This window comes from Angustibacter peucedani, assembly GCF_054779595.1.
The window spans coordinates 15,813-39,444 of the sequence record NZ_BAAGXY010000030.1; the positions used below are offsets into that span (position 1 = coordinate 15,813).

Annotated in this window: 17 protein-coding genes; 2 read left to right on the forward strand and 15 right to left on the reverse strand. The window is 72.4% G+C overall.

The window, feature by feature from the left end; genetic code table 11:
- Positions 1-38: 38 nt before the first annotated feature.
- From ACYVJ4_RS07180 to glmU, 10 genes are all read right to left on the reverse strand, one after another.
- Positions 39-1,028 (reverse strand): glycoside hydrolase family 16 protein, encoded by a 990-nt coding sequence (locus tag ACYVJ4_RS07180; RefSeq protein ID WP_460459429.1) that lies wholly within the window; start codon positions 1,026-1,028, stop codon positions 39-41.
- A 131-nt stretch (positions 1,029-1,159) separates the two neighbouring features.
- Positions 1,160-2,713 (reverse strand): family 16 glycosylhydrolase, encoded by a 1,554-nt coding sequence (locus ACYVJ4_RS07185; protein ID WP_460459430.1) that lies wholly within the window; start codon positions 2,711-2,713, stop codon positions 1,160-1,162.
- Between the two features lie 404 nt (positions 2,714-3,117).
- Positions 3,118-5,979 carry a fibrinogen-like YCDxxxxGGGW domain-containing protein gene (locus ACYVJ4_RS07190; RefSeq protein WP_460459431.1) on the reverse strand — a complete coding sequence of 954 codons (2,862 nt, stop codon included), beginning with the start codon at positions 5,977-5,979 and terminating at the stop codon, positions 3,118-3,120.
- Between the two features lie 229 nt (positions 5,980-6,208).
- Positions 6,209-10,609 carry an Ig-like domain-containing protein gene (locus ACYVJ4_RS07195; protein ID WP_460459432.1) on the reverse strand — a complete coding sequence of 1,467 codons (4,401 nt, stop codon included), beginning with the start codon at positions 10,607-10,609 and terminating at the stop codon, positions 6,209-6,211.
- Between the two features lie 212 nt (positions 10,610-10,821).
- Positions 10,822-11,556, reverse strand: coding sequence for a CDP-alcohol phosphatidyltransferase family protein (locus ACYVJ4_RS07200; protein WP_460459433.1), 735 nt, complete (start codon positions 11,554-11,556; stop codon positions 10,822-10,824).
- 1 nt (position 11,557) lies between these two features.
- Positions 11,558-13,159, reverse strand: coding sequence for a sugar transferase (locus ACYVJ4_RS07205; protein WP_460459434.1), 1,602 nt, complete (start codon positions 13,157-13,159; stop codon positions 11,558-11,560).
- A gap of 215 nt (positions 13,160-13,374) precedes the next feature.
- On the reverse strand, positions 13,375-13,980 hold the full coding sequence (pth, locus tag ACYVJ4_RS07210; protein WP_460459435.1) for an aminoacyl-tRNA hydrolase: 606 nt from the start codon (positions 13,978-13,980) through the stop codon (positions 13,375-13,377).
- Positions 13,977-14,672, reverse strand: coding sequence for a 50S ribosomal protein L25/general stress protein Ctc (locus ACYVJ4_RS07215; RefSeq protein WP_460459436.1), 696 nt, complete (start codon positions 14,670-14,672; stop codon positions 13,977-13,979). Before ACYVJ4_RS07215 ends, pth begins: the two co-directional genes overlap by 4 nt.
- 200 nt (positions 14,673-14,872) lie before the next feature.
- Positions 14,873-15,850, reverse strand: a complete 978-nt coding sequence (locus tag ACYVJ4_RS07220; RefSeq protein ID WP_460459437.1) for a ribose-phosphate diphosphokinase — start codon at positions 15,848-15,850, stop codon at positions 14,873-14,875.
- Complete coding sequence (glmU, locus tag ACYVJ4_RS07225; protein WP_460459438.1) at positions 15,847-17,313, reverse strand: bifunctional UDP-N-acetylglucosamine diphosphorylase/glucosamine-1-phosphate N-acetyltransferase GlmU; 1,467 nt, start codon at positions 17,311-17,313, stop codon at positions 15,847-15,849. Before glmU ends, ACYVJ4_RS07220 begins: the two co-directional genes overlap by 4 nt.
- 312 nt (positions 17,314-17,625) lie before the next feature.
- Here glmU and ACYVJ4_RS07230 point away from each other — a divergent pair, with 312 nt between their 5' ends.
- Complete coding sequence (locus ACYVJ4_RS07230) at positions 17,626-18,234, forward strand: TetR family transcriptional regulator (RefSeq protein WP_460459463.1); 609 nt, start codon at positions 17,626-17,628, stop codon at positions 18,232-18,234.
- A gap of 16 nt (positions 18,235-18,250) precedes the next feature.
- On the opposite strand, the gene ACYVJ4_RS07235 is transcribed toward ACYVJ4_RS07230, so the two are convergent.
- Positions 18,251-18,619 (reverse strand): VOC family protein, encoded by a 369-nt coding sequence (locus ACYVJ4_RS07235; RefSeq protein ID WP_460459439.1) that lies wholly within the window; start codon positions 18,617-18,619, stop codon positions 18,251-18,253.
- Positions 18,616-19,434 carry a trans-aconitate 2-methyltransferase gene (locus tag ACYVJ4_RS07240; RefSeq protein ID WP_460459440.1) on the reverse strand — a complete coding sequence of 273 codons (819 nt, stop codon included), beginning with the start codon at positions 19,432-19,434 and terminating at the stop codon, positions 18,616-18,618. The genes ACYVJ4_RS07235 and ACYVJ4_RS07240 overlap by 4 nt, the downstream gene beginning before the upstream one ends.
- Before the next feature lie 60 nt (positions 19,435-19,494).
- Between ACYVJ4_RS07240 and ACYVJ4_RS07245 the strand changes: the two genes are divergently transcribed.
- Complete coding sequence (locus ACYVJ4_RS07245) at positions 19,495-20,046, forward strand: MarR family winged helix-turn-helix transcriptional regulator (protein WP_460459441.1); 552 nt, start codon at positions 19,495-19,497, stop codon at positions 20,044-20,046.
- On the opposite strand, the gene ACYVJ4_RS07250 is transcribed toward ACYVJ4_RS07245, so the two are convergent.
- Genes ACYVJ4_RS07250 through ACYVJ4_RS07260 form a run of 3 tightly spaced genes read right to left on the reverse strand, consistent with a single transcriptional unit; the run spans position 20,043 to position 23,624 of the window.
- Positions 20,043-20,807, reverse strand: coding sequence for a 2-phosphosulfolactate phosphatase (locus tag ACYVJ4_RS07250; RefSeq protein WP_460459442.1), 765 nt, complete (start codon positions 20,805-20,807; stop codon positions 20,043-20,045). The two genes, ACYVJ4_RS07245 and ACYVJ4_RS07250, sit on opposite strands and share 4 nt — an antisense overlap.
- A 58-nt stretch (positions 20,808-20,865) precedes the next feature.
- The gene (locus ACYVJ4_RS07255) at positions 20,866-22,689 is read right to left on the reverse strand and encodes an ABC-F family ATP-binding cassette domain-containing protein (protein ID WP_460459443.1); all 1,824 of its coding nucleotides are present in this window, start codon (positions 22,687-22,689) and stop codon (positions 20,866-20,868) included.
- A gap of 2 nt (positions 22,690-22,691) precedes the next feature.
- Complete coding sequence (locus ACYVJ4_RS07260; protein ID WP_460459444.1) at positions 22,692-23,624, reverse strand: 4-(cytidine 5'-diphospho)-2-C-methyl-D-erythritol kinase; 933 nt, start codon at positions 23,622-23,624, stop codon at positions 22,692-22,694.
- Between the last annotated feature and the right edge of the window lie 8 nt (positions 23,625-23,632).

A 23,632-nucleotide genomic window follows, 5' to 3' on the forward strand; every position in this document is an offset into this window, starting at 1 on the left:
CCCGGTCAGCCCTCCCCCGGTCGCCCCCCGCTCCCCCGTCAGCGCTGGTACACCCGCACGTAGTCGACGGCGTAGTCGGCCGGCAGCAGCGTGGTCGCTGTCGGAGCGCCTGGCCAGCTTCCGCCGACGGCCAGGTTGACGCGCATGAAGAAGGGTCGCGAGAAGGCGTCGCCGAGCCACGGCGTGTCCGCAACGGTGCGCTGGAAGGTCAACCGTCCGTCCACGAAGAAGCGGATGGCGCCCTTGTCCCACTCGGTGGCGTACACGTGGAAGCCGTCGGACGGCGAGGTGCCGGGGGGGAACGTGGCAGTGGTGCTCTGCTTGCGCTGCGTGCCAGAGTAGTCGTACCAGAGGGTGTGGTGGACGGCGTCCGACTCGGTGCTCCCCGCGCCGCTGCCGATGGCCTCGAGGATGTCGAGCTCGCCGACTCCGCCGTCCACCGGGCGCAGCCAGAAGGCGGGCCAGAGCCCGGCCGAGGTGCCCGCCTGCGTCGGCAGCTTCGCGCGGATCTCGAACCGCCCGTAGGTCCAGCTGGCCAGGCCCTTGGTGCTGAGCATTGCGGAGCTGTAGTCACGACCGGCCGGGAACCGGGTGTCCTCCGCGTTGCACGGCAGCGGCGGCGTCTCGCGCAGAGCACGAAGCCGCAGGACGCCGTCCCCCAGCACGACGTTCGACGGGCGCGACATGAGGCAGGCCAGCTCGCCGTTGCCCTCGCCGAAGGTCGAGTGGTCCTCGGCCTTCCAGCGCCGCGGGTCGAGCGCATCGCCGGTGAACTCGTCGGCCCACACCAGGTTCCAGCCCGGGATGTCGCGTGGATCACCCGGCCCGGCGGCCACGCGCCAGACGAACCCGGACCCGAGAGCCAGCAGCACCACGACGACACCGGCCGCCCACCAGGCGCGGCGGGGCCGGCCGGGCCCAGACCCGACGCCCGCCCCGGCAGGCATCCCGAGATCCGGCTCGGAGGCGGACCCGGCCGCAGGCGCGCGGCCCGTGCCGACGGTCGGCGCGACGTCCTGGGTGCTCATCCGACAAGGGTAGGTCAGCTCGCGGCCGTCGACCGGTGCTTCTACACAACGACCAGCCACACGGACGACGACCGCCGCGCGCTGCCCAGGGGCGGCACGCGACGGTCGTCGTCAGGAGCTGCGCGGTCAGCTCAGCGCTGGTAGACCCGCACGTAGTCGATGTCGTAGCTGGACGGCATCTTGGTGGTGTCCTCCGGAGCGCCCGGCCAGCGGCCGCCCACCGAGAGGTTCAGCCGCATGTAGAACGGCCGGTTGAAGGCGTCGTCGATCCACGGAGTCGTGGCGGCGGTGCGCTGGAAGGTCAGCACGCCGTCGACGTACCAGCGGATCGCACCCTTCTCCCACTCGGTGGTGTAGGTGTGCCAGCCGTCCGACGGCAGCCCGCTCGGCATGGTGGCGTCGAAGCCGGCGCGCGGGTAGGTGCCGTTGTAGTCGTAGTGGATGGTCTGGTGCAGCTTGTTGTACTCGGTGCCGGTGGCGTTGCTGCCGATGGCCTCCATGACGTCGAGCTCCCCGACGCTGCCGGTCTCCGGACGCAGCCAGAACGCCGGCCACAGGCCCTTCGAGTCGCCCTTGCTGGTGGGCAGCTTGGCCCGGATCTCGAACCGGCCGTAGGTGAAGGCCTTCTTGCCCTTGGTGGTGATGTGGCCCGAGGTGTAGTCACGGCCGTTCGGGAAGCGGCTGTCGTTGTTGCCGCACTTGATCGGCGTGGTCTCGCGACGAGCGGTGAGCGACAGGTAGCCACCCTGCACGCTCACGTTCTGCGGCCGGTTCATGAGGCAGGCCATCTCGAGGTTGCCCTCGCCGTACGTCGAGTTGTTCTCGACGTTCCACGTGGCGCTGTCGAGGGTCGAGCCGTTGAACTCGTCGCTCCAGGCGAGCTTCCAGCCCGACGGCGCGGGCACCGTGGTGGTCGGGGCCGGCGCAGTCGTCGTGGTGGTCGTCGTCGGGGCCGGCGCAGTCGTCGTGGTGGTCGTCGTCGTCGGGGCCGGCGCGGTCGTCGTGGTGGTCGTGGTGGTCGGCGCGGGCTTCGCGGTCGTCGTCGTGGTGGTCGGCGCCGGCGCGGTGGTCGACGTCGTCGGCTTCGGCGCCGCGGTCGTCGTAGCGGTCGGGCCGGGCGTCGTGGCGCTAGTGGTGTCGACGACCGAGACGTCGTCGGCCTGCAGCTGCCAACCAGCCGGGAGCGACCAGGCCAGCACGTTGACGTCGATCGAGGATCCGCTGGTGGCGGCCGTGTACTTCACCGAGACCTTGTGCCAGGCGGTGTCGGTGAGCCACACGGTGCCCTTGTCCTGCCCGTGCAGCGTCGAGCCGGCGTACTCCATCAGGCGGATGCCGGCCGACACCTTCGGCTTGGGCGCGCGCACCCAGACGCTCGCCTCGTACACGTGCCCCTTGCTCGTCGAGGCGACGGTGTTCTTCTGGTCGTTGAGCGCGACCGTCTTCGCGGCACCCGAGGTGTTCGTCACCGTGCCCGACCGCACACCGGTGTGGCCGGCGCCGAGCGTGAGCGAGGTGCCGGTGGCCACGAACCAGCCGGTCGTCCCCTGCTCGAAGCCGGGGTTGACGGCCAGGTTGCCGCTGGTGGCGGAGGCGGCGCTGGCGAGGGCGATACCCATGCCACCCACCGCCATGACGGGGGCGAGCAGGGCGGCGGTGCGCGCGCGACGCGTCGGGATCTTCACCACTCGGGAAGGCAGGACGTGGCGAGCTGCCGCGGAAGGCGGCGGCTCCATGCGGTGGCGCGGCATGGCGATCTCCAGGGGGTCGGGGCGGGGAGCGTCGGGTGGCTCCGCTGGTTCGTCATGAGTCTTCGGGTCGGCGAACTAGCCCCTATAGCCCAACCACCCGTTCGGCGGTGCCCGTGAGGGGGCTGTCACCGGACGGGCTTCACCCATCCGGGCGAACATCAGCGGCGTGTCACCGTCAGCACACCCTTCTGCTCACCCGTTCGGACTAGTCATATCTGACTATGCTTCCCGGAGGCAAATACCGGCGACCTGCGATATTGACGCCGAAGACCCCGCCCACGCGGTGCGTGGACGGGGTCATGGCTCGTGCTCCGGGCCCCCAGGAGGGGCCGGACGGGCTACTTCGACACGGCGGACAGCCGCAGGTCGAAGCTGAGGTCGGGGCTCGACCGGTCGGCCTGGTGCACCTCGACCGCGATCGTGTTGACGCCCGGCACGAGAAGGGTGGCCTGCGCTGTCATGCGGATCTGGGCCGTCTCATCGGCGCGCGCCGACAGGGCCACCGGCGTGTACGTGTTCACCGTCAGAGTCCCGGCCGGCAGGTTGTCGCGGCCGATCTCGGTCCCGTTGACGTAGACGGCCGCGCCGTCGTCCCGCACCAGGTCGACCAGCAGGTCGCTGTACTGGCTGGGGTCGTCGACCGTGAACGTCGTCCGGAAGTAAGAGGTCAGCGGCCGCGGCGTCGGCGGGACGGGCATGAGGGTCTTCTCGTCGCCGTCGCCGTACCCGAGCTGCCCCTGGCCCGAAGCCCAGGTGGAGTCGTCGTAGCCCGGGTCGTGCCACGTGGCGCCCCGGTCGACCCCGTCGTTGACCCACCGCCAGGTCGAGCCCATGGGCACGAAGGTCGCCGGCGGCGCCTGGACTGTCACGGCGGCGGTGGACGCCGACCGGTTGCCCTCCGCGTCGACCGCCCGCACCCAGTACCTCGCCGGGTAGGACGGCGTGGCGTCCGTGTAGCTCGGGGACGTCACGGTGGCCACCACGCGGTCGCCGTTGAGCACCTCGTACTTCGGCGCAGCACCCGAGTTGTCGGTCGAGGCCGACCACGTCAGCTTCACGCCCGTCTCGTCCGCCGTCCCGGCAGCGCCCGTCGGCGTCCCTGGCGCGGTCGAGTCGCGAGGGCAGAGCTTGCCGAAGCCGCCGAGCCACTGGTAGCCCGTGGACTGGTACGACCCCTGGATGAAGTCGCCACCGAACCACATGCACCCGCTCGTGTCGAAGGTGAGCTCCCAGGGGCCGTCGCTGCCGTCGCCCTTCAGGCCGGTGGGCCAGAAGTCCGGGATGTAGTCGCCGGTGGTGGCGTCCCAGGCTCCGATGAACTTGATGTTGTTGACGTCGGACGCGCTGGCGATTGGGCTGCCGTAGTTGATCGTGTCCGAGTAGTTGAAGTTCAGGCAGTGGCAGGCGCCGTAGACCACGCCATCAGCCGCGGCGAGGGCCTGGAAGTCACCACCGCTGCGGGTGATGTTGCTCCTCAGCTTGGTGTAGTCGTCGCGGTTGTAGCTGCTGAGGATGTGCTCCGAGCCGCCCTGCCAGACCTTGTCGCCGACCTCGAGCACCGTCTGCTGGTACTTCTTCACCGAGCCCTGGCTGGGGACCCAGGGCTGCAGGCCCGGCACGTTGGCGGCACCGGACGCCGTGGTGACCACGCCGAGCATCGGGCTCGCGACGTAGTTGACGTTGTTGAAGTTGCCGACCAGGTACACACGGTCGCCGCGCGACGAGGCGTCCAGCTCGAACACGGTGCCGTCGACGTGCGGCTTCCAGGTGCCGTCGGGCTTGCCGTCGCTGACGCGCAGCCGCGTCATGCTGCTGAGCGTGATGGGCGTCATGGCGGTGGTCCCGCCGCTCACCCGGTTGAAGCGACCACCGACGTACAGGTAGCCGTCCTGGTAGTCCAACGCCCGCACGTTGGCCGGCTGGGTCGTGGAGGTCGTGGTGATGTTCGCGCGCCAGCCGTCGACGACAGCGCCGGTCTCCGGGTCGAGCTCGACGACGTGCTGGGTGTCCGGCAGACCGTTCGCGCTCGTGAACTCGCCCGCCGCGACGAGCTTGCCGTCCGGCAGCGCCTGCAGGTCCCAGACGGTGCCGTTCAGCTGCGGCAGGAAGCTCGACTTCCACTCCCCGGTCTCGATGTCGAAGCCGGCGAGGTAGGACTGGTGGATCTTCTCGTCAGGCCCGGGGGTGGCACCCTTCTGCACCCACTCGAACTTGCCACCGACGTACATCGTGCGGCCGACCTGGGCGAACGTCTGCACCTGGAGGTTGAGCTCGCCCGTGCCGCCGCCGACGACGCCGGTCACGCCCCACGGTGTGGCCGTCGACGTCGTGCTCGAGAGCAGAGGTCGGACCGTCGACGCGGCGGTGCCGTCGGCGCCGATCGTGCCGTAGTCGAGCTGCGAGCTGCGGATCTGCGGACGCATGAACATCTGCGTGAACGGCAGCGCCGACTTCTCGGTCGTCTGCGTCCACAGGTAGGTCGTCGCGGAGTTCGAGCCGGCGATGCTGGTGCCGAAGCTGAAGCCCTTCTTGTAGCCGTGGTTCGCCACCTCGGTGGTGGTGATGCGCGAGTACGAGGTGTTGGTGCCCCAGTTCTGCGTGTTGCCTCCGCTCAGGGTCGCGCCGTCGATCTTCACCTTCGACAGCAGAGCGCCGCCACCCATCGCCCAGGTCCAGGACTTGCGGTTGCTGAAGAACAGCCGCCCTTCCTGGTAGGTCGTGCCGGTCGCGTTCGTCGCGCGGCGCAGCCGCACGCCGTCGGCCAGCGCGTCGACCCGGCCGCCGCCCAGCAGGGCGTCGACCGTCCGCGCCGGCAGGGCGGCCGGCGTGAACGCCGCGGTCCCGGACGGGGTGTTGCGCAGCGTGCTGGTCAGGCCCTGGCCCTCGTAGTCGAAGGTCCAGCCCTCGCGGCCGCGGCCGACAAGGACCCAGCCGCCGCCGTCGGTCGTCATGTCGCAGTAGAACTGCGCCGGCGCGACGAGCTGAGGGGTCTGCAGCCAGTAGACGCCGCTGGGGCTGCCGGGGTTGTCCTGCACGATCTCCCAGCAGGAGGCGGCGGCCCGGGCCGCGGTGGAGCCGTTGCGCGTCGGCGTCGGCGTGGCCGCCGCAGCGATCGTGGCCGGGGCCGAGAGGCCCAGGACGGTCGACGCCAGCGCGGCCACGAACACGCTCGTCGCGGTGAGGGGGCGGGAGATTCGCATGCTGCCTACTTGTCCTTCAGGTGCGACGCGCACGGGTCCTGTGTCGAGATCAGCGTAGGGACGGTTTCCTTGCCGCACAGGCGGATCGGCGGATCTGTGGAGCACAGATCACCCGGAAGCCGACACCTCTCACTCACCGCTCTCCGAAGATCACTCACAGCGATGAGAAGGGGCCCCCGGACGTCGTCCGGGGGCCCCTTCTCGGGCGCCGGCTAGCGCCGGCGGTGCGTCACGGGTTGAGGTCCGTGATGCTCAGGTCGTCCAACGAGACCGCCTTGGCCCCGGTGTTCGACGTGCCGCGCACGGCGGAGACGAAGACCTGACCCGCGCCCGACGGGACACCGGTCACCGTGGCGGTCCAGGCGGCCGGCTCGGCGTCCCCGTCCGTCCAGATGCGGTACTGCAGCGTGCCGCCGTCCACCCGCAGCCGCAGCCACTGCTTGGCCGTGGTCAGCGTCTGGGCGTTGGTGGTGCTCAGCAGGTTGGTCGTCGTGCCGTTGACGTTCTGCTGGGCCGTCACCGTGCGGGAGGTGGACGAGAGCTGCAGGCCCACCCCGGTGCGCGGGCGGTAGGCGTTCTGCCAGCCGCCCGAGCCGCGGGTGTAGACGTTGAGGTACGACAGCGCCGTCGTCTGGTCCCAGCGGAACGACAGCAGCGTCTCGGTGTCGGTCCGGGCCGACAGGCCGGTGAGCTGCGCCCGGGCGTAGGAGTTGGCGATGTCCTCGAACGTCAGCCGGCCGGTGGCGCCGCTGGTGACGACGGTGCCGCTGGCCGAGCCGACCGTCCAGCTCGCCCCCCAGCCGTTGCCGTCCGGGCGGTTCCAGTCGTCGGTGAAGACCACCGGCGTCGCCGCCGTCGTCGTCACCGACACCGTGTTGCTGTCGTCGCTGACGTTGCCGGCCGCGTCGACCGCCCGCACCGTGTAGGTGTACGCGGTGCCGGCTGCCAGACCCGAGTCGGTGAAGGTCAGGCCCGTCACGGTGCCGGGGAGCACCGTGCCGTTCCGCACCACCCGGTAGCCGGTGACGCCGCGGTCGTCGGTCGAGGCCGTCCACGACAGCTTCACCGACGTCTGGGACACGTCGGACGACGTGAGGCCGGACGGTGCCGACGGGGCCGTGGTGTCCGCCGGGACGGTTACGTGCACCGTCGACGTGGACGAGTTGCCGGCCGCGTCGACGGCGGTCGCCGTCAGCGTGTGCGAACCCACGTCGGTCGCGCCCCACGCCGCCGTGTACGGCGCCGAGGTGTCGGTGCCGATCGACGTCCCGTCGACCCGGAACGTTACCGAGGTGACGGCCGTGTCGTCAGAGGCGTCGGCCGCGACGGTGACCGGCCCGTAGACGGATGCACCATCCGCCGGCGAGGTGATGGCGACCGTCGGGTCGGTCGTGTCGGGCGCCGTGGCGGTGACCGTCACGGTGCTCGACGTCCCGACGTTGCCGGCGGCGTCGGTGGCCTTCGCCACGACCTGGTGCGAACCAGGAGTGGCGTTCCAGCTCACCGAGTACGGCGCGCTGGAGTCCGTGCCGACCGAGCTGCCGTCCACGAAGACCTCGACCGAGGTCACGCCGACGTTGTCCGAGGCGTCGACCGTCACCGGCGTGGCGCCGGTGGGGATCGCCGCGCCGTCGGCCGGAGAGGTGATGGACGCGGAGGGCGCCACCGTGTCCGGGCCGCTGCGACCGCTGGCGCGGTAGTGGTCGTCGACGTCGTTCGCGGTCAACGCCGAGGCGTAGATCGCGACGTCGTCCACGTCACCCTGGAAGTACTTCGACGAGCCCTGGAAGGGCCAGCCGAGGGTGTCGCCGCCCACGCGCCAGTAGCCGCCATACCCCTGGTTGGTGGTGATGCCGTTCGAGCCGATCAGGTGGTCGTCGATGTAGAGCCGCATGCCTGCCGAGCTCTGCGTCGACACGACGTGGTGCCACTGGCCGTCGTTGTACCCCGGGTTGGAGACCAGGACGTCCGCGTTCCCGTTCCAGACGCCGAAGATGACTCGGCCGTCGTCGCTGAGGTACGTGTGCTTGTCGTAGTTGCTGCTGTACCCCGTCTGCTGGTTGCCGAAGCCGACGATCTTGCCGCCGCCGGTGCCGGGCTGCGACCGGAACCACGCCTCGGTGCTGAAGGTGCTGCCGACCGAGGTAGCGGTGCCCGACGCGACGTTGTCGTCGGAGCCGTCGAACCCGACCGACGTCCCGAAGCCGCCGATGGCGCTGGGCCGGCCCTGCGTCGGGCCGCCGACGTAGATGCCGTTCTCCTGGTTGCCCGAGCTGTCGTTGGCCGTGGCGCCCGACGTCTCGTCGAGCCGCCAGTAGTACAGCGGGTCGTTGTGGACGACCGCCGCGCCGTACGTGTCGGACGGCACGGGCGGCCCGGGAGGTGCTGTGCGGCCCGAGGCGGTGTAGTGCGCCTGGACCCGGGCCAGCGACAGCGCCGACGGATACACCGCGACGTCGTCGATCGTGCCGGTGAAGAAGTTGCTCGAGGGCTGGTCCGGCCAGGCCCCCAGGTTGTCACCGCCGACACGCCAGTAGCCGTCGTAGCCCTGGTTGTTCGGGTTGCCGTTCCGGGCGAGCCGGGCGCCGTCGACGTACAGCGTGGTGCCGGCCGCGCCCTGCGTGCCCACGACTTGGTGCCACTGGCCGTCGTTGAAGGCGGTGCTGCTCGTCACGACGTTGAAGCCGCCGTCGTAGCTGCCGAACCGGATCCGCCCGTCGTTGAGCATGTAGACGTTGCGGTCGTAGGCGCCGGACTGGGTCGTGTTGCCGCCGAAGTCCAGGGCGGTGCGGTTGTTGCCGAAACCGATGATCTTCCCGCCGGTGGTGGTGGTCGTCTTGAACCACGCCTCCACCGAGTAGGTCGTCGGGCCGGGGATCGCCGTCTGGGTGACGACGTTGGCCGTCGAGCCGTCGAAGTTCGCGGCGGTGTCACCGGCGTTCGCTCCGGCTTGGCCGAAGGTCGTCGTGCCCTTCACCTCGCCCGGGTTCAGCGCGGCGCCGGAGTCCGCCGCGATGGTCGATCCGGCGTTCTCGCCGAGTCGCCAGAACAGGCTCGGGTTGTCGGCGTTCACGCTGTCGGAGTACGCGCCGGCCGACGTCGCGACGGTGATCCGGTTGGATGCGGACGACTTGGGTGACACGGCGGTGCCGTTCTTCCCCACCACGTCCACCGTGTAGGTGTGCGACGAGCCCAGGACCAGGCCGTTGTCCTCGACCTTGGCGATCGGGTTGCGCCAGAACATGGCGTGCACGTCCTGCGTCGCGAACGGGGAGCTCGCGCCGTCGCGGTAGAACCGGACGGTGAGGTCCTTGTCGTCGGTGTCGAGCGGGGTGTTGACGAAGACGCTCACCTTGCCGTCCGGCCGCACGACCGCGCGCGGGGCCGCCGGACGCGCCGGAGCTGCGTCCTGGTTGGACGCGAAGCGGGCGAAGCCCTGCTGCGGCGAGCCGTTCACGTGGGTGAACTCGCCGCCGACGAAGACCTGCGAGCCGTCGGTGGCCAGCACGCGCGGGCCAAGACCGGCGCCGTTGGGACCACCGTTGGTGTTGGGCGACCATGCACCGACCTTGCCGTCGACCGCACTGCGGCTGGTCAAGTGCCGGGACAGGCCCTTGCTCCAGCCGACCTCCGGGAAGGCGTCGGGGTCGAAGCCCTGGTCCGCGGTGCAGTCGTGGGCGTGGGAGCCTGCGAAGAGCTCGCCGTTGACCACGGCGATGCCCTGGGTCGCCCCCAGGCACCGGCTGATCCACTTCAGGCTGCCGTCGTTGTTCGCACCGAACGTGCCGTCGAAGCAGCCGCCGCCGGTGCCTTCAGCCGCGAAGTACGAGCCGTTCGCGTCGTGGGTGATCGCGCGGATCACCGAGTCGCAGGCGTCGGAGTGCACCGGGATGACGGTGCCGGCAGGGAACGACATCGGGTCACCGGTCGTCGGGTCCAGCGGGACGGCGCCGTGCTTCGTGGTGTCGCCGTTGAGGCTGTTGAAGGCGCCCGCGACGTAGAGCCGGTCACCCGCCGCGTTGAGGTCGAGCCCGTACAACGAGTTGTCGAAGTTGGGCGCGAACTGCGTGCGGATGGCGCCGGTGGTCGGGCTCAGCGAGGCGATGAGACGACGCGGCGTGGTGCCGATGCGGCCGAAGCCGCCGGCCAGGTAGACGTTGGCGGAGCTGACCGCGATGCCGGCCACCCGGCCGTCCGGGTTCGGCGCCCACGACGTGAGCGTGCCGTTGCCCGCGACCGTGTAGGCCGCGACCCGGCTGCGCGCCACGCCGTCAGCGGTCGTGAAGTCGCCGCCGACGTACAGCGTCGCCTTGTCGGGCGAGAAGGCCAGCGAGCGCACCGAGCCGTTGAAGGCGTGGTTGAACGTCGTGATCAGGGCACCGGTCGTGGCGTTGAACGCCGCCAGCCGCGACCGAGACACCTCGCCGGTGCCTGAGACCGCGCCAGGCGGCCGCACGCTGGTGAAGTCGCCGCCGACGTAGACGACGTTGTTGGCGGCTGCGATGGCCCACACGGTGCTGTTCGTCTGCCACGAGGCGGCGACGGCACCGGACACGGTGGACTGCTGCGCGAACGCCGCCGAGCCCGGCAGGACGACGAGCCCGGCCGTGGCAAGCACGCCGGCGACCACCCCCGCTGCGAGTCTAGTTGCCTTCATTCTGGTTCTCCTTGGTCCCGGCCCCGCAGGCCGGAGCTCGACGCTTCAGCACGCTCAGTCACTGGCGGCTGGAGCGAACGTACGGTGCAGATAAAGATCGTGACGGGCAGTTGCCGAAATTGAGCGACTTACGGAGGCCAACTGTCGCGCTGCGTGACAACCGGTCACGCAAGGCAGCCGCCGGCTCAGGCGTCGCGAAGTGCGACGAAGGCGCGGCGCAGCGCGCGGGCGCCGAACAGCGCCGTCGAGAGCAGCAGCAGGGAGTACCCGACGAGGAAGGACGTGGGCGAACCGAGCAGGACGAAGCACAGGGCCAGCACGCCGAAGTCGGTGGGCAGCAACGCGATCGATCTCAGGAGAGCACGACGGGACGACTCCTCGCGCCGCGTCGCCGAGCCTGGCAGCAGCGCGTCGCGCTGCATCAGCCCGAAGAAGGTCGTCATCGTCACGACCAGGAAGGCCAGGGGCAGCAGCAGCACCCAAGTGCGGTCCGGGTGCGCACGCAACAGGGTCAGCAGCACCGCGCCGTGCAGCGCGGACGTCTTGGCGGTGTCCGTCACGTGGTCGAGCCAGCCGCCCGCTGGCGAGCCGCCACCACGCAGCCGGGCGAGCTGGCCGTCGGCGGAGTCCAGCGCATAGCCCAGGAGCAGCAGCGCGCTCACGAGGACGCCGACCCACCACGTCGGCTCGACGGCAGCGAGGACGGCGATCCCGAGCGCCGAGACGAACGCGCTCGCTGCGGTCATCTGGTTCGGCGTCAGGCCCAGGACGTGGCCGACCGCTGCGGCGCGTCCCCCCAGCTTGCGGTTGACGTACAACAGGTACGCAGGCGTCGAGGACTTCGGCTTCTGGGCGGCCCCCAGCCGGGCGACGGCCGCGCGGTACGAGCGGGGTGGTGCGACCTGCTGCGAGGAGAGCACGTCAGTAGGCACCGGAGCCGCGAAGCACTGCTCGCAGGGTCTTCCACAGGATCTGCAGGTCGAGCGACACCGACCAGTTGTCGACGTAGCGCAGGTCGAGGCGCACCGACTCCTCCCACGACAGGTCCGCTCGGCCGCTGACCTGCCACAGGCCGGTCAGGCCCGGCTTGACGCGCAGACGGCGGTGGACGGCGTCGTGGTAGCTGTCGTACTCGACGCGCAGCGGGGGCCGGGGTCCGACCAGCGACATGTCGCCGCGGACGACGTTCCACAGCTGCGGCAGCTCGTCCAGGGAGAAGCGGCGCAGGAACCTGCCGACTCGCGTGATGCGGGGGTCGGCGTGCATCTTGAACATCAGGCCGTCGCGGTCGCTCTTCTCCAGCAGGGCCAGTCGCTGCGACTCCGCGTCGTTGACCATGGAGCGCAACTTCCAGAACTTGAAGGCTCGTCCGTCCAGGCCGATGCGCTCCTGCGCGAAGAAGGCCGGACCGCGGCTGGTGAGGCGGACGGCCGCTGCGCCGGCGGCGATGATCGGCAGCGCCACGAGGAACATCGCCAGACCGAGGCTGCGGTCCAGCAGCGTCTTGGCCATCACGCGACCCTGGTGCTGGTCCGGGGACTCGACGTGGAGCAACGACAGGCCGGCAGCGGGTCGCATGTGCAGGCGCGGACCAGTCACCTCGACCAGGCCCGGGTCGACCACCAGGTCGGCGCCCGTGCGCTCGAGCGCCCACGAGAGACGGCGCAGCGACGAGGCGGACAAACCAGATCCTGCGACGATGACGACGTCCACCTCGTTGTCGATCACCACCTGGGGGATGTCGGACAACCCACCGAGCACCGAGATCTCACCCATGAGGTCGGTGTCGCTCATGACCAGCGGGACGCACGCACCCACGACCTTATACCCGTGGTACGGCACGGTCGCGAGGTCGCCGACCACGTCGTCCACGGCAGACGGGGTCCCGACGACGAGCGTGCGGGCCAGCGCGTGCCCCCGCGCGCGGTCGGCGTAGAGCCTGCGCCGCAACGTGTAGCGGTACAGAGCGGTCATCAGGGCGACGACGGGGATGGCGACGAGGACCAAGCGGCGAGGCAGGCCCAGCCGGAACGCGAACGACAGCAGGCCCAGCAGGCAGACCCAGATCAGGGCGGCGCGCCCGACCATGCCGAACTCATCGGGTCCCTGGCCGATGCGCCGGCTGTCGTAAGCCCGGACGGACCACAAGGTCACGCACCACACGCCGGCAGCGAGCAAGGCCGCCCCGACGTCCACGACCAACCGCGCCGCTCCGGGGGGAGTGCCCAACGAGACGCTCGTGACGAGAAAGACCGAGAACGCGACGAGCGCGTCGCCGAGGGCCGCCCGCGTGGTCCACGGCCGGGCCCAGCGCTGCCGGCGCCGGCTGGCGCGGGCGACCGGGTCGAACTGCGGGTGCTCGTCGCCGCCCTGCGGCGGGATCAACGGCTGGGGGACGACGTACGGCTGCTTGGAGGCCCACGAAACGCGCATCGTGACGGTCGGCGAGCGGCGGTCAGCGGCGGGCGAGGTCCAGCTGTCCTCGTCCGTCTCCGTGCCGTACGGCTCGTCGTACGTCGTCATGCCCCACCCCGTGTGACCGGTTGCCGTTCCCCGACGTCGGAGATACCCCTTTCCGACGTGACTGAACGTAGTACGCGGCGTGCGGGCGTCGCGGGGGAACCCCGAAATTGGGGGTCCGGCACCGCACGATTGCCCGACTTCGGTCACGGACTGTTACATGACAGTCACCAGTCGGCAACGTGACGTGACGTCGTCCGCCGGATGACGACCCGGTGTCAGGGAGACGGCGCGTGGAAGCGCTGCTGGGTCGCCAGCAGCCCCTGCTCGACGAGCATCTCGGCGCAGTCCGCGGCGTCCTCGAGGGTGATCTCGAGGTCCTTGCGCTCGGTCGTGCCGAAGTCGCGCAGCACGAAGTCGGCCGGGTCCATCCGCCCGGGCGGGCGGCCCACGCCGACCCGCACCCGCAGGTAGTCCTTGGTGCCGAGCGAGCGGCTGATCGAGCGCAGCCCGTTGTGGCCGCCCTCGCCGCCGCCGAGCTTGGCCCGGATCTCGCCGTAGGGGATGTCGAGCTCGTCGTGCACGACCACCAGGTGCGCGGGGTCGGTCTTGAAGAACTGCGCCAGCGCGCTGACCGGTCCGCCCGACTCGTTCATCCAGGACGACGGCTTGGCCAGCACCGCGCGCGGGCCGGGTGCTCCCCCGGGCAGCACGCCGAGCCGGCCCTCCAGCACGGCGGCGCGCGCCTTGTGGCTCTTGAACGAGCCGCCCAGGCGCGCGCCGAGCACGTCGAGCACCATGGCGCCGACGTTGTGCCGGTTCCCGGCGTAGCCGGGCCCGGGGTTCCCGAGCCCGACCAGCAACCAGGTGTCGGAGGTCGTCACTCCTTGTCGGAGGCCTCGGCGGCCGCGGGGGCCTCGGCGTCGGCGTCGCCCTCGGCGGCCTCGTCGCCCTCGGCGGCCTCGTCGCCCTCGGGCGCGTCGTGCTCGATGCCGGCCTCGGCCTCGGCCTCGGCGAGCTCGGCCTCGAGCGCCTCGGCGGTGACCTGCGCGGTGACGTTGACGACCAGCGCCTCGGCGTCGGTGACCAGGGTGGCGCCAGCGGGCAGCGTGACGTCGGAGGCGTGGATCTGGCTGCCGGGCTCGAGGCCCTCGACCGAGACCTCGACGTTCTCGGGGATCGAGGTCGCGGCGACCTCGAGCTGCAGGGCCTGGCTTTCGACGGTGACCACGGTCTCGGCCGCGGCCTCGCCGACCACGTGCACCGGGACGTCGACGGTGACCTTCTCGCCCTTGCGGACGACGACCAGGTCGATGTGCTCGATGACCGGGCGGATCGGGTCGCGCTGCACGTCCTTGGCCAGGGCGAGCTGCTCCTTGCCGTCGACGACGATCGTCAGCAGCGCGTTGGGGTTCTTCAGCGCGAGCAGCGTGTCGTGGCCCGGCAGCGTGATGTGCACGGGCTCGGTGCCGTGGCCGTACATGACCGCGGGGATCTGGTGCGCGCGGCGGATGCGGCGGGCGGCACCCTTGCCGAACTCGGTGCGGGTCTCGGCGTTCAGGGTCAGGTCGGCCATGGCGGTGCTCCTATGCGGGATCTCGTACGGCGGGGCGGAGGCGGGGCCTCGACGCGGGGCGCAGCACGAAGGACGCCCATCGGGCGCCGCGTCGATCACGGACGGCCGAGCAGCACCGCCGGAGCGGCCCGTCGTGCGTCGTCCCTCGCCGAGGCAACCCGACGATGTTACCCGTCGTCCCGGGCAGCGGTGAAATCGGGTCAGGCGTTGCCGTCGAACAGGCTGGTGACCGAGCCGTCGTCGAAGACCTCGCGGATCGCGCGGGCGACCAGCGGGGCGATCGAGAGCACCGTGAGCTGCGGGAACTGCCGCTCCTCGGGGATCGGCAGCGTGTTGGTGACGATGACCTCGCTGATCCGGCTCTCGCGCAGCCGGTCGACCGCCGGGCCGCTGAGCACCGCGTGCGTGGCCGTGACGATGACGTCGGCCGCGCCGTTGTCGAACAGCGCCTCGGCCGCCTGGCAGATCGTGCCCGCGGTGTCGATCATGTCGTCGACCAGCACGCAGGTGCGGCCCTTCACGTCGCCGACGACCTCGTGCACCTTGACCTGGTTGGGCACCGAGGGGTCGCGCCGCTTGTGGATGATGGCCAGCGGGGCGCCCAGCTTGTCCGACCACTGGTCGGCCACGCGCACCCGGCCGGCGTCCGGCGAGACGATCGTGAGGTTCGAGCGGTCGACCCGCGAGCCGACGTACTGGGCCAGCAGCGGCAGCGCCCACAGGTGGTCGACCGGGCCGTCGAAGTAGCCCTGGATCTGCGCGGCGTGCAGGTCGACGCAGATCAGCCGGTCGGCGCCGGCCGTCTTGAACAGGTCGGCCATCAGCCGGGCCGAGATCGGCTCGCGGCCGCGGTGCTTCTTGTCCTGGCGGGCGTAGCCGTAGAACGGCATCACGCAGCTGATCCGCTTGGCTGACGCGCGCTTGAGGGCGTCGGTCATGATCAGCTGCTCCATCACCCACTGGTTGATCGGCGAGGTGTGGCTCTGGATCACGAAGGCGTCGCAGCCGCGCAGGCTCTCCTGGAACCGCACGTAGATCTCGCCGTTGGCGAAGTCGTACGCCGTGGTGTCGACGAGCTCGACCCCCAGCTCGCGGGCGACCTCCTCGGCCAGCTCGGGGTAGCCGCGGCCGCTGATCAGGACGAGCCGCTTCTCGCCGGTGGTCGTGATGCCGGTCATGCCGGGGCGTTCCCTTCGGTGGGCTGGTCGTGCTCGGTCTGACCCAGGGCCTTGGCCGCCGCCTCGGCCGACGCCGTGCCGGCGCGCTTGCTCAGCGTCCAGCCCTCGACGTTGCGCTGCGGCGCGACGTTCAGCGCGAGCGCCCCCGGCGGCACGTCCTTGCGGATCACCGTGCCCGCGCCCGAGTACGCGCCGTCCCCGACGGTCACCGGCGCGACGAACATGTTGTCCGAGCCGGTGCGGCAGTGGTCGCCGACCGTCGTCCGCGACTTGGTGACGCCGTCGTAGTTGACGAAGACGGACGCCGCGCCGATGTTCGTGCCCACGCCGATGGTGGCGTCCCCGACGTACGACAGGTGCGGCACCTTCGAGCCCGCGCCGATGTCGGCGTTCTTGGTCTCGACGAACGTGCCGATCTTGCCGCCCTCGCCGAGCCGCGTGCCGGGGCGCAGGTAGGCGAACGGCCCGACGGTGGCGCCGGCCGCGACGACCGCCCCGCTGCCGTGCGTGCGGACGACGCTCGCGCCCGCGCCGACCTCGACGTCGGTGAGCGTGGTGTCGGGCCCGACCGTGGCACCCTCGGCGAGACGGGTGGCGCCGTGCAGCTGGGTGCCGGGCAGCAGCGTGACGTCGCGGGCCAGGTCGACCTGGACGTCGACCCAGGTGGTGGCCGGGTCGACGACCGTGACGCCCTCGCGCATCCAGCGCTGCACGACCCGGCGGTTGAGCTCGGCGCCGAGCTCGGCCAGCTGCACCCGGTCGTTGACGCCCTCGGTCTGCCAGACGTCGTCCATCGGGTGGGCGCCGACCCGGCGTCCGGCCCCGCGGGCGATCGCCAGGACGTCGGTCAGGTACTTCTCGCCCTGCGCGTTGTCGGTGGTCACCTCGGCCAGCGCGCTGCGCAGCACGTCGGCGTCGAAGGCGTAGATGCCGGAGTTGATCTCGCGGATCGCGGCGGTGGCCTCGTCGGCGTCCTTGAGCTCGACGATCGCGGCGACCGCCCCGTCGGCGTCGCGCACGACCCGGCCGTAGGCCTTGGGGTCGTCGAGCACCGAGGTGAGCACGGTGACGGCGTTGCCGGCGGCCGCGTGCACCTCGACCAGCTCGGCGAGCGTGGCCGCCTCGAGCAGCGGGACGTCGCCGTAGGTGACGACGACGGTGCCGCTCAGCTCGGGGAGCGCGGCCAGGCCGCACTCGACCGCGCGGCCGGTGCCCTTGACCTCGTCCTGGTCGGCGACGACGGCGCGCGGGCTGATCTCGGCGACGTGCGCGGCGACGGCGTCGCGGCCGTGCCGGACGACGACGGCGAGGTGCTCGGGGTCGAGGGCCTCGGCGGCGGCGACCGCGTGGCCGAGCAGGGACCGCCCGCCGATGCGGTGCAGCACCTTGGGCAGGGCCGACTTCATCCGGGTTCCCTCGCCCGCCGCGAGGACGACGACAGCGGCCGGGCGCAGATCTGGCACGCGGGCATGCTACCCGCCGCCGGGCCCGCGGCCGGACGGCGGCCGGGCAGCGCTCCGCCCCCACGATTCGAACGTGGACTGCAAGGCTCCAAAGGCCCGCGTGCTGCCGTTACACCAGGGCGGAACGGCGCAGGGCCAGCCCCGCGCACCCGGTCCATCCTGCCACCGGCGGGCATGATGGGGCCCATGACCCCGCCCAGCGACCGGCGCACCGCCGACGTCCGCGACACCCCGCCCGACGACGCCGCCGCGGCGTCGGGCCGCCCGTCGTCGCGGGGGTCGGGACGGCGCTCCGGAGCCGCCCGGGCGCGGATGACGGGCCCGCAGCGCCGCGAGCAGCTGCTGGACGTCGGCCGCCGGCTGTTCGCCGAGAAGGGCTTCGAGGGCACGAGCGTCGAGGAGATCGCGGCGCGGGCCGAGGTGTCCAAGCCCGTGGTCTACGAGCACTTCGGCGGCAAGGAGGGCCTCTACGCCGTCGTGGTCGACCGCGAGATCCGGGCGCTGCTCGACGAGATCACCGGCGCGCTGTCGAGCGGCGGCAGCTCGCGGGCGCTGGTCGAGCAGGCCGCGCTGGGGCTGCTCGACTACATCGAGACCTCCACCGACGGCTTCCGGATCCTGGTGCGCGACTCCCCCGTGGCCCAGGCCACCGGCACCTTCTCGAGCCTGATCAGCGACGTCGCCAGCCAGGTCGAGCACCTGCTGGCGGCGGAGTTCAAGCGCCGCCACCTCGACCCCAAGCACGCGCCGATGTACGCGCAGATGCTGGTCGGGATGATCGCGCTCACCGGCCAGTGGTGGCTCGACGCGCGCAAGCCCAAGCGGGCCGAGGTCGCCGCGCACGTGGTGAACCTCGCCTGGAACGGGCTGAGCGGCCTCGAGGCCAAGCCCACGCTGAAGAGCCTGCCCGCCAAGAAGTAGCGCGGACGGCGGGAGGTCAGGCCTGCTGCACCTCGACCCGGTTGCCCACCGGGTCGTCGGTGTGGAAGCGCCGCAGCCCGGTGATCGCGTCGTCCCAGCGGACGGCGCCGCCGGCCGCGGCGACCCGCTCGGCCGCGGCGTCGACGTCCGAGACCGCGAGCGCCGGGTGCGCCTTGCGCGCGGGCACGAAGCCCTCCTCGACGCCGCAGTGCAGCTCGTGCGTCCCGGCGCGGAACCACACGCCGCCGCGCGCCGCGAGCACCGGCGGCTTCGGGATCTCGGCCATGCCGAGGACGCCGGAGTAGAAGGCGCGCAGGGCGTCCTCGCTGCCGGCCGGGCAGCTGACCTGCACGTGGTGCAGGCCGACGACGAGGTCGTCGCTCATGCCGCGGCCGCCTTCTGCGCGACGCAGAACACCCGGCGGAACGGCAGCAGCGTGCCCCAGCGCCGCCGCGGGTAGGCCGCGCGCAGCCGCGCGGCGTAGGTGTCGAGGTAGTCCTGCCGCAGGTCGGGTTCGTCGGCCAGGGCGTCGGTGACCGGCCGCAGCCCGGTGCCCTGCACCCAGGCCAGCACGGCGTCGTCCCCGAACCGTCCCTCGGGGTCGAGCACCTGCGCGTACGTCGTCTCCCACGCGTCGACGGTGCAGCCGAGGTCGGCGAGCAGGGAGGCGTACGTGGTGGGCGCGGCCACGGGCCAGGTGCCGCGCAGCACGCCCTGCAGCCGGGTCGCGAAGCGTGGCTCGTCGGCGACCTCCCGCATCAGCCGGTGCGACGGCGCGTCGAAGTTGCCCGGCACCTGCAGAGCGAGCCACCCGCCGGGCGCCAGCTGCTCGACGAACCGCGGCAGCAGGTCGAGGTGCTGCGGCACCCACTGCAGCGCCGCGTTGGTCACCAGGACGTCGACGGGCTCGTCCGTCGTCCAGGCCGCGAGGTCGCCCTCGGCGAAGGTCAGCCGGCCGCCGAGGTCGTCGGCCGCGGCCTCGCCCGCCGCCTGCTCGAGCATCTGCGGCGAGGAGTCGACGCCGTGCACCTGCGCGCCCGGCCAGCGGCGGGCCAGCGAGGCGGTCAGGTCGCCGGCGCCGCAGCCGAGGTCGACGACGCGGCGCGGGTCGGTGGCGCCGACCCGGGCCACCAGGTCGTCGAACGGCCGTGCGCGCTCGGCCGCGAACTGCGCGTACTGCGAGGGGTCCCAGCTCACCATGCGCCCACCGTGGCACCCAGGTATCTCGACGTCAAGAGACTTCGTCCCTCGGCTTTCTCGATGTCAAGATGCTTGACGACACCTAGACTCGCGCGGGTGAGCACCGCACCCGACGAGGTCGACCGCATCGTCGCCGCCTGGCAGCGCGAGCGCCCGGACCTCGACGTGGCGCCGCTCGAGGTGCTCTCCCGCGTCTCGCGGCTGGCCCGCCACCTCGACCGCGCCCGCAGCGCGGCGTTCGCCGAGCGCGACCTCGAGAGCTGGGAGTTCGACGTCCTGTCGGCGCTGCGCCGCGCGGGCTCGCCCTACGAGCTGTCCCCCGGCCAGCTCGTCACGCAGACGCTGGTCACCAGCGGCACCATGACGAACCGGGTCGACCGGCTCACCGCGCGCGGGCTGGTGCAGCGGCTGCCCGACCCGCGCGACCGCCGCGGCGTCATCGTGCGGCTGACGCCGGCCGGGCGCTCCACGGTCGACGACGCGTTCGCCGGCCTGCTGGCCCGCGAGCACGACCTGCTGGCCGAGCTCGACGCCGCCGACCGCGACGCCCTCGCCGCGCTGCTGCGCCGGCTGGTGCTGCCGTTCGACGCGCGCTCGGGGCCGTCGGCCTAGCCCTGGCGGGCGCTGAACGAGCCGTCGCGCAGCACGGGGACGACGTCCGAGGCGTCGACCTGCTCGGCCAGCACGACGTCGTCCGCGAAGCCGCGCTCGACCAGCTCGCGGCCGGACGGCACGTCGGCCAGCGGCTCGCGGCGCTCGAAAGCCGCCGCGGCCACCCGCGCCTCGGGCGACAGCTCGACGTCCGGCAGCAGACCGAGCAGCCGGGACACGACCGCGCCGGCCCCGACGTGGTCCTCGTAGGCGACGCGCAGCGAGCCGTCGGCCCAACGCTCGCCGGCGGGCACGACGGCGACCCGGACGACGGCACCCTCGCCGCGCTCGTCGAGCAGCTGCTTCGACTGCGCCGCGACGCGTCCGGCGGCGGCGGTGGCGTTGCGCAGGCACCCCACGAGCACGAGCGCCGGCGAGGCCATCAGCACGTGCGAGATCGACGAGCCGTTCGGCGACGGCAGCACGAGGCGCGTGCCCTCCGGCAGGTCGAGCAGCGACTTCGGCGAGAGCGACGGCCCGCCCGTGTGCGAGCGGGTGCCGGCGAGCAGCGCCTCGATCGAGCGGGCCAGCTCGTGCGCGGGCTCGCCCCCAGGGTGCGGCCACACGCGCGCACCGCGCTCGCACGCCACCGTCACGGACGTCGAGAACGACAGGACGTCGACGACGACCACCACGTCCGCGCGGTCCGGGCCGTCGGTGAAGCGCCGCGCGCCGGACAGTCCCCACTCGACGTCGACCCGCACGCCCCCGGTAGTCGTCACGAGCGGCGAGCCTAGTGCCCCGGGCGGTCCCGGCGCCGGGGAGTTCACGAGGTCGCGGTCAGCCCGCCGCCTCGGCCGCGGCCAGCCACTGCCCCTCGGTCTCGTCGCGCTCGGCCCGCACCGCCCGCAGCCGCTCGTCGAGCTCGGCGACCGCGACGTGGTCGGTGGCCTGCGCCGCGAGGTCGGCGTGCAGCTGGGCGATCTGCCGCTCGAGCCGCTCGACCTGCCGCTCGAGCCGCGCCATCTCCTTGCGCGCGGCCCGCTGCTCGGCCGGCGACGCCCCCGCGCCACCCCCACCCCTTGCGTCGGAAGATCTGGTCGCGATTGCGGCCGGTGCTTCGGACGCAACGGGGCTGGCGGCGCGGAGGGCGAGGTACTCGTCGACGCCGCCCGGCAGGTCGCGCAGCCTGCCGTCGCCGAGCAGGGCCAGCTGGCGGGTGCACATGCGCTCGAGGGCGTACCGGTCGTGCGAGACGACGACGAGGGTGCCGGCCCAGCCGTCGAGCAGGTCCTCGAGCGCGGTGAGGGTGTCGACGTCCAGGTCGTTCGTCGGCTCGTCGAGCAGCAGCACGTTGGGCTCGTCCATCAGCAGCCGCAGCAGCTGCAGCCGTCGGCGCTCGCCGCCCGAGAGCTCCTTAACCAGCGACTGCTGGCGCGCGCCGGTGAAACCCAGCCGCTCGGCCAGCTGCGAGGCCGTGACCTCGCGGTCGCCCAGCCGGGTCACCTCGCGCACGTCGGCAACCGCCTGCACGACCTTGCGCTCGGCGAGCGGCTCGAGCTCGCGCACCTCCTGGGTCAGCACGGCCATCCGTACGGTCCTGCCGGTGCGGACGCGCCCGGACGTCGGCGCCAGCTCGCCGCTCACGACCCGCAGCAGGCTCGACTTGCCCGAGCCGTTGACGCCGACCAGCCCGACCCGGTCGCCCGGCCCGAGCAGCCAGGTGACGTCGTCCAGCAGCAGGCGCTCGCCGAGGCGCAGCGACACGCCCTCGAGGTCGACGACGTCCTTGCCGAGGCGCGTGGTCGCGAACCGCACCAGCTCGACGTCGTCGCGCGGGGGCGGCACGTCGGCGATGAGCGCGTTGGCGGCGTCGATGCGGAAGCGCGGCTTGCTGGTGCGCGCCGGCGGGCCGCGGTGCAGCCAGGCGAGCTCCTTGCGCAGCAGGTTCTGCCGCCGCTCCTCGGTCGTGGCGGCCAGCCGGGCGCGCTCGGCCCGGGCCAGCACGTAGGCCGCGTAGCCGCCGTCGTAGGCGTCGACCGCGCCGTCGTGCACCTCCCAGGTGGCGGTGGCCATGGCATCCAGGAACCAGCGGTCGTGCGTGATGGCGACCAGCGCGGACGACGGACGACGGGCCGCGAGGTGCCGCGCGAGCCAGTCGACGCCCTCGACGTCCAGGTGGTTCGTCGGCTCGTCGAGCAGCAGCAGGTCGGGGTCGTCGACCAGGTGCCGGGCCAGCGCCACCCGCCGGCGCTCGCCGCCGGACATCGGGCCGACCACGGCGTCCAGCCCGCCGACGGCAGCGGCGTCCAGCCCGCCGAGCAGGCCGCTGACGACGTCCCGCGCTCGGGCGTCGCCGGCCCACTCGTGGTCGGCTCGGTCGCCCACGACGCAGTGCCGCACCGTCGCGGCCGGGTCGAGCTCGTCGTCCTGGCCGAGCACCGCCACCCGCAGCCCGCCGGTGTGCGTCACGCGGCCGGAGTCGACGTCCTGGCGCCCGGCCAGCACGCGCAGCAGCGTGGTCTTGCCCCCGCCGTTGCGACCCACGACGCCGACGCGGTCGCCCGCGGCGACACCGAGCGAGACGTCGTCCAGCAGCACGCGGGTGCCGAAGGCGAGGCGGGCGCGCTCCAGGTTGACCAGGTTGACCGGACCGGCGGGCATGGTCAGCCCAGCCGGGGCAGGTCGCCGACCCGCGCGCCGTGCACCGGTCCGTGGGCGCGCTTGACGACCTGGCACGCACCCGACGCCGTCAGCGCCACCGACAGGTCGAGCGCGTGCTCGTGGTCGCGCACCAGGAAGGCCACGGTCGGCCCGGAGCCGCTGACCAGCCCGCCCAGCGCGCCGTACTCGAGACCGACGTCCAGGACGTCGCCCAGGTCGGGCCGCAGCGAGCAGGCCGCGCGCTGCAGGTCGTTGTGCAACGCATGGCCCAGGGCCACCGCGTCGCCGGACCGCAGCGCCTGCATGACGTCGTCGTCGACCCGCGGCTCGGCCAGCGCGCGCGAGGCGGTGAGCCGGTCGTACTCGGCGTACACGGCCGGGGTCGACAGGCCCTCGTCGCTCAGCGCCAGCACCCAGTGGTACTGGCCGCGGGCGAGCGCCGGCGTGATCTGCTCGCCCCGGCCCGAGCCGATCGCGGTGCCGCCGTAGAGGGCGAACGCGACGTCGGAGCCGAGCTCGGCCGCGAGCTCGACCAGCTCGGTGCGGTCGAGGCAGGTGCGCCACGCGGCGTCGCACGCGACGAGCGCGGCCGCGGCATCCGCCGAGCCGCCCGCCATGCCGCCGGCGACCGGGATCCCCTTGTGCAGCAGCAGGTGCATGCCGGTCTGCACGCCGCCGCGCCGGGCCACGAGCCGGGCGGCGCGCACCGCGAGGTTGGTGTCGTCGAGGGGCACGCCCTCGGTGTGGTCGCCCGTGACCTCGAGCGTGATGCCCTCGTCGGTGGGCGTCGCGGTGAGGTCGTCGAACAGGCTGACCGCGTGGTAGACGGTGCCGACCGGGTGGAAGCCGTCGTCGCCGACCGCACCCACGGACAGGTGCAGGTTGATCTTGGCGGGCGCACGGACGCTGACGCTCTCCTTCCGCTCGCCCGACATGCGCCCAC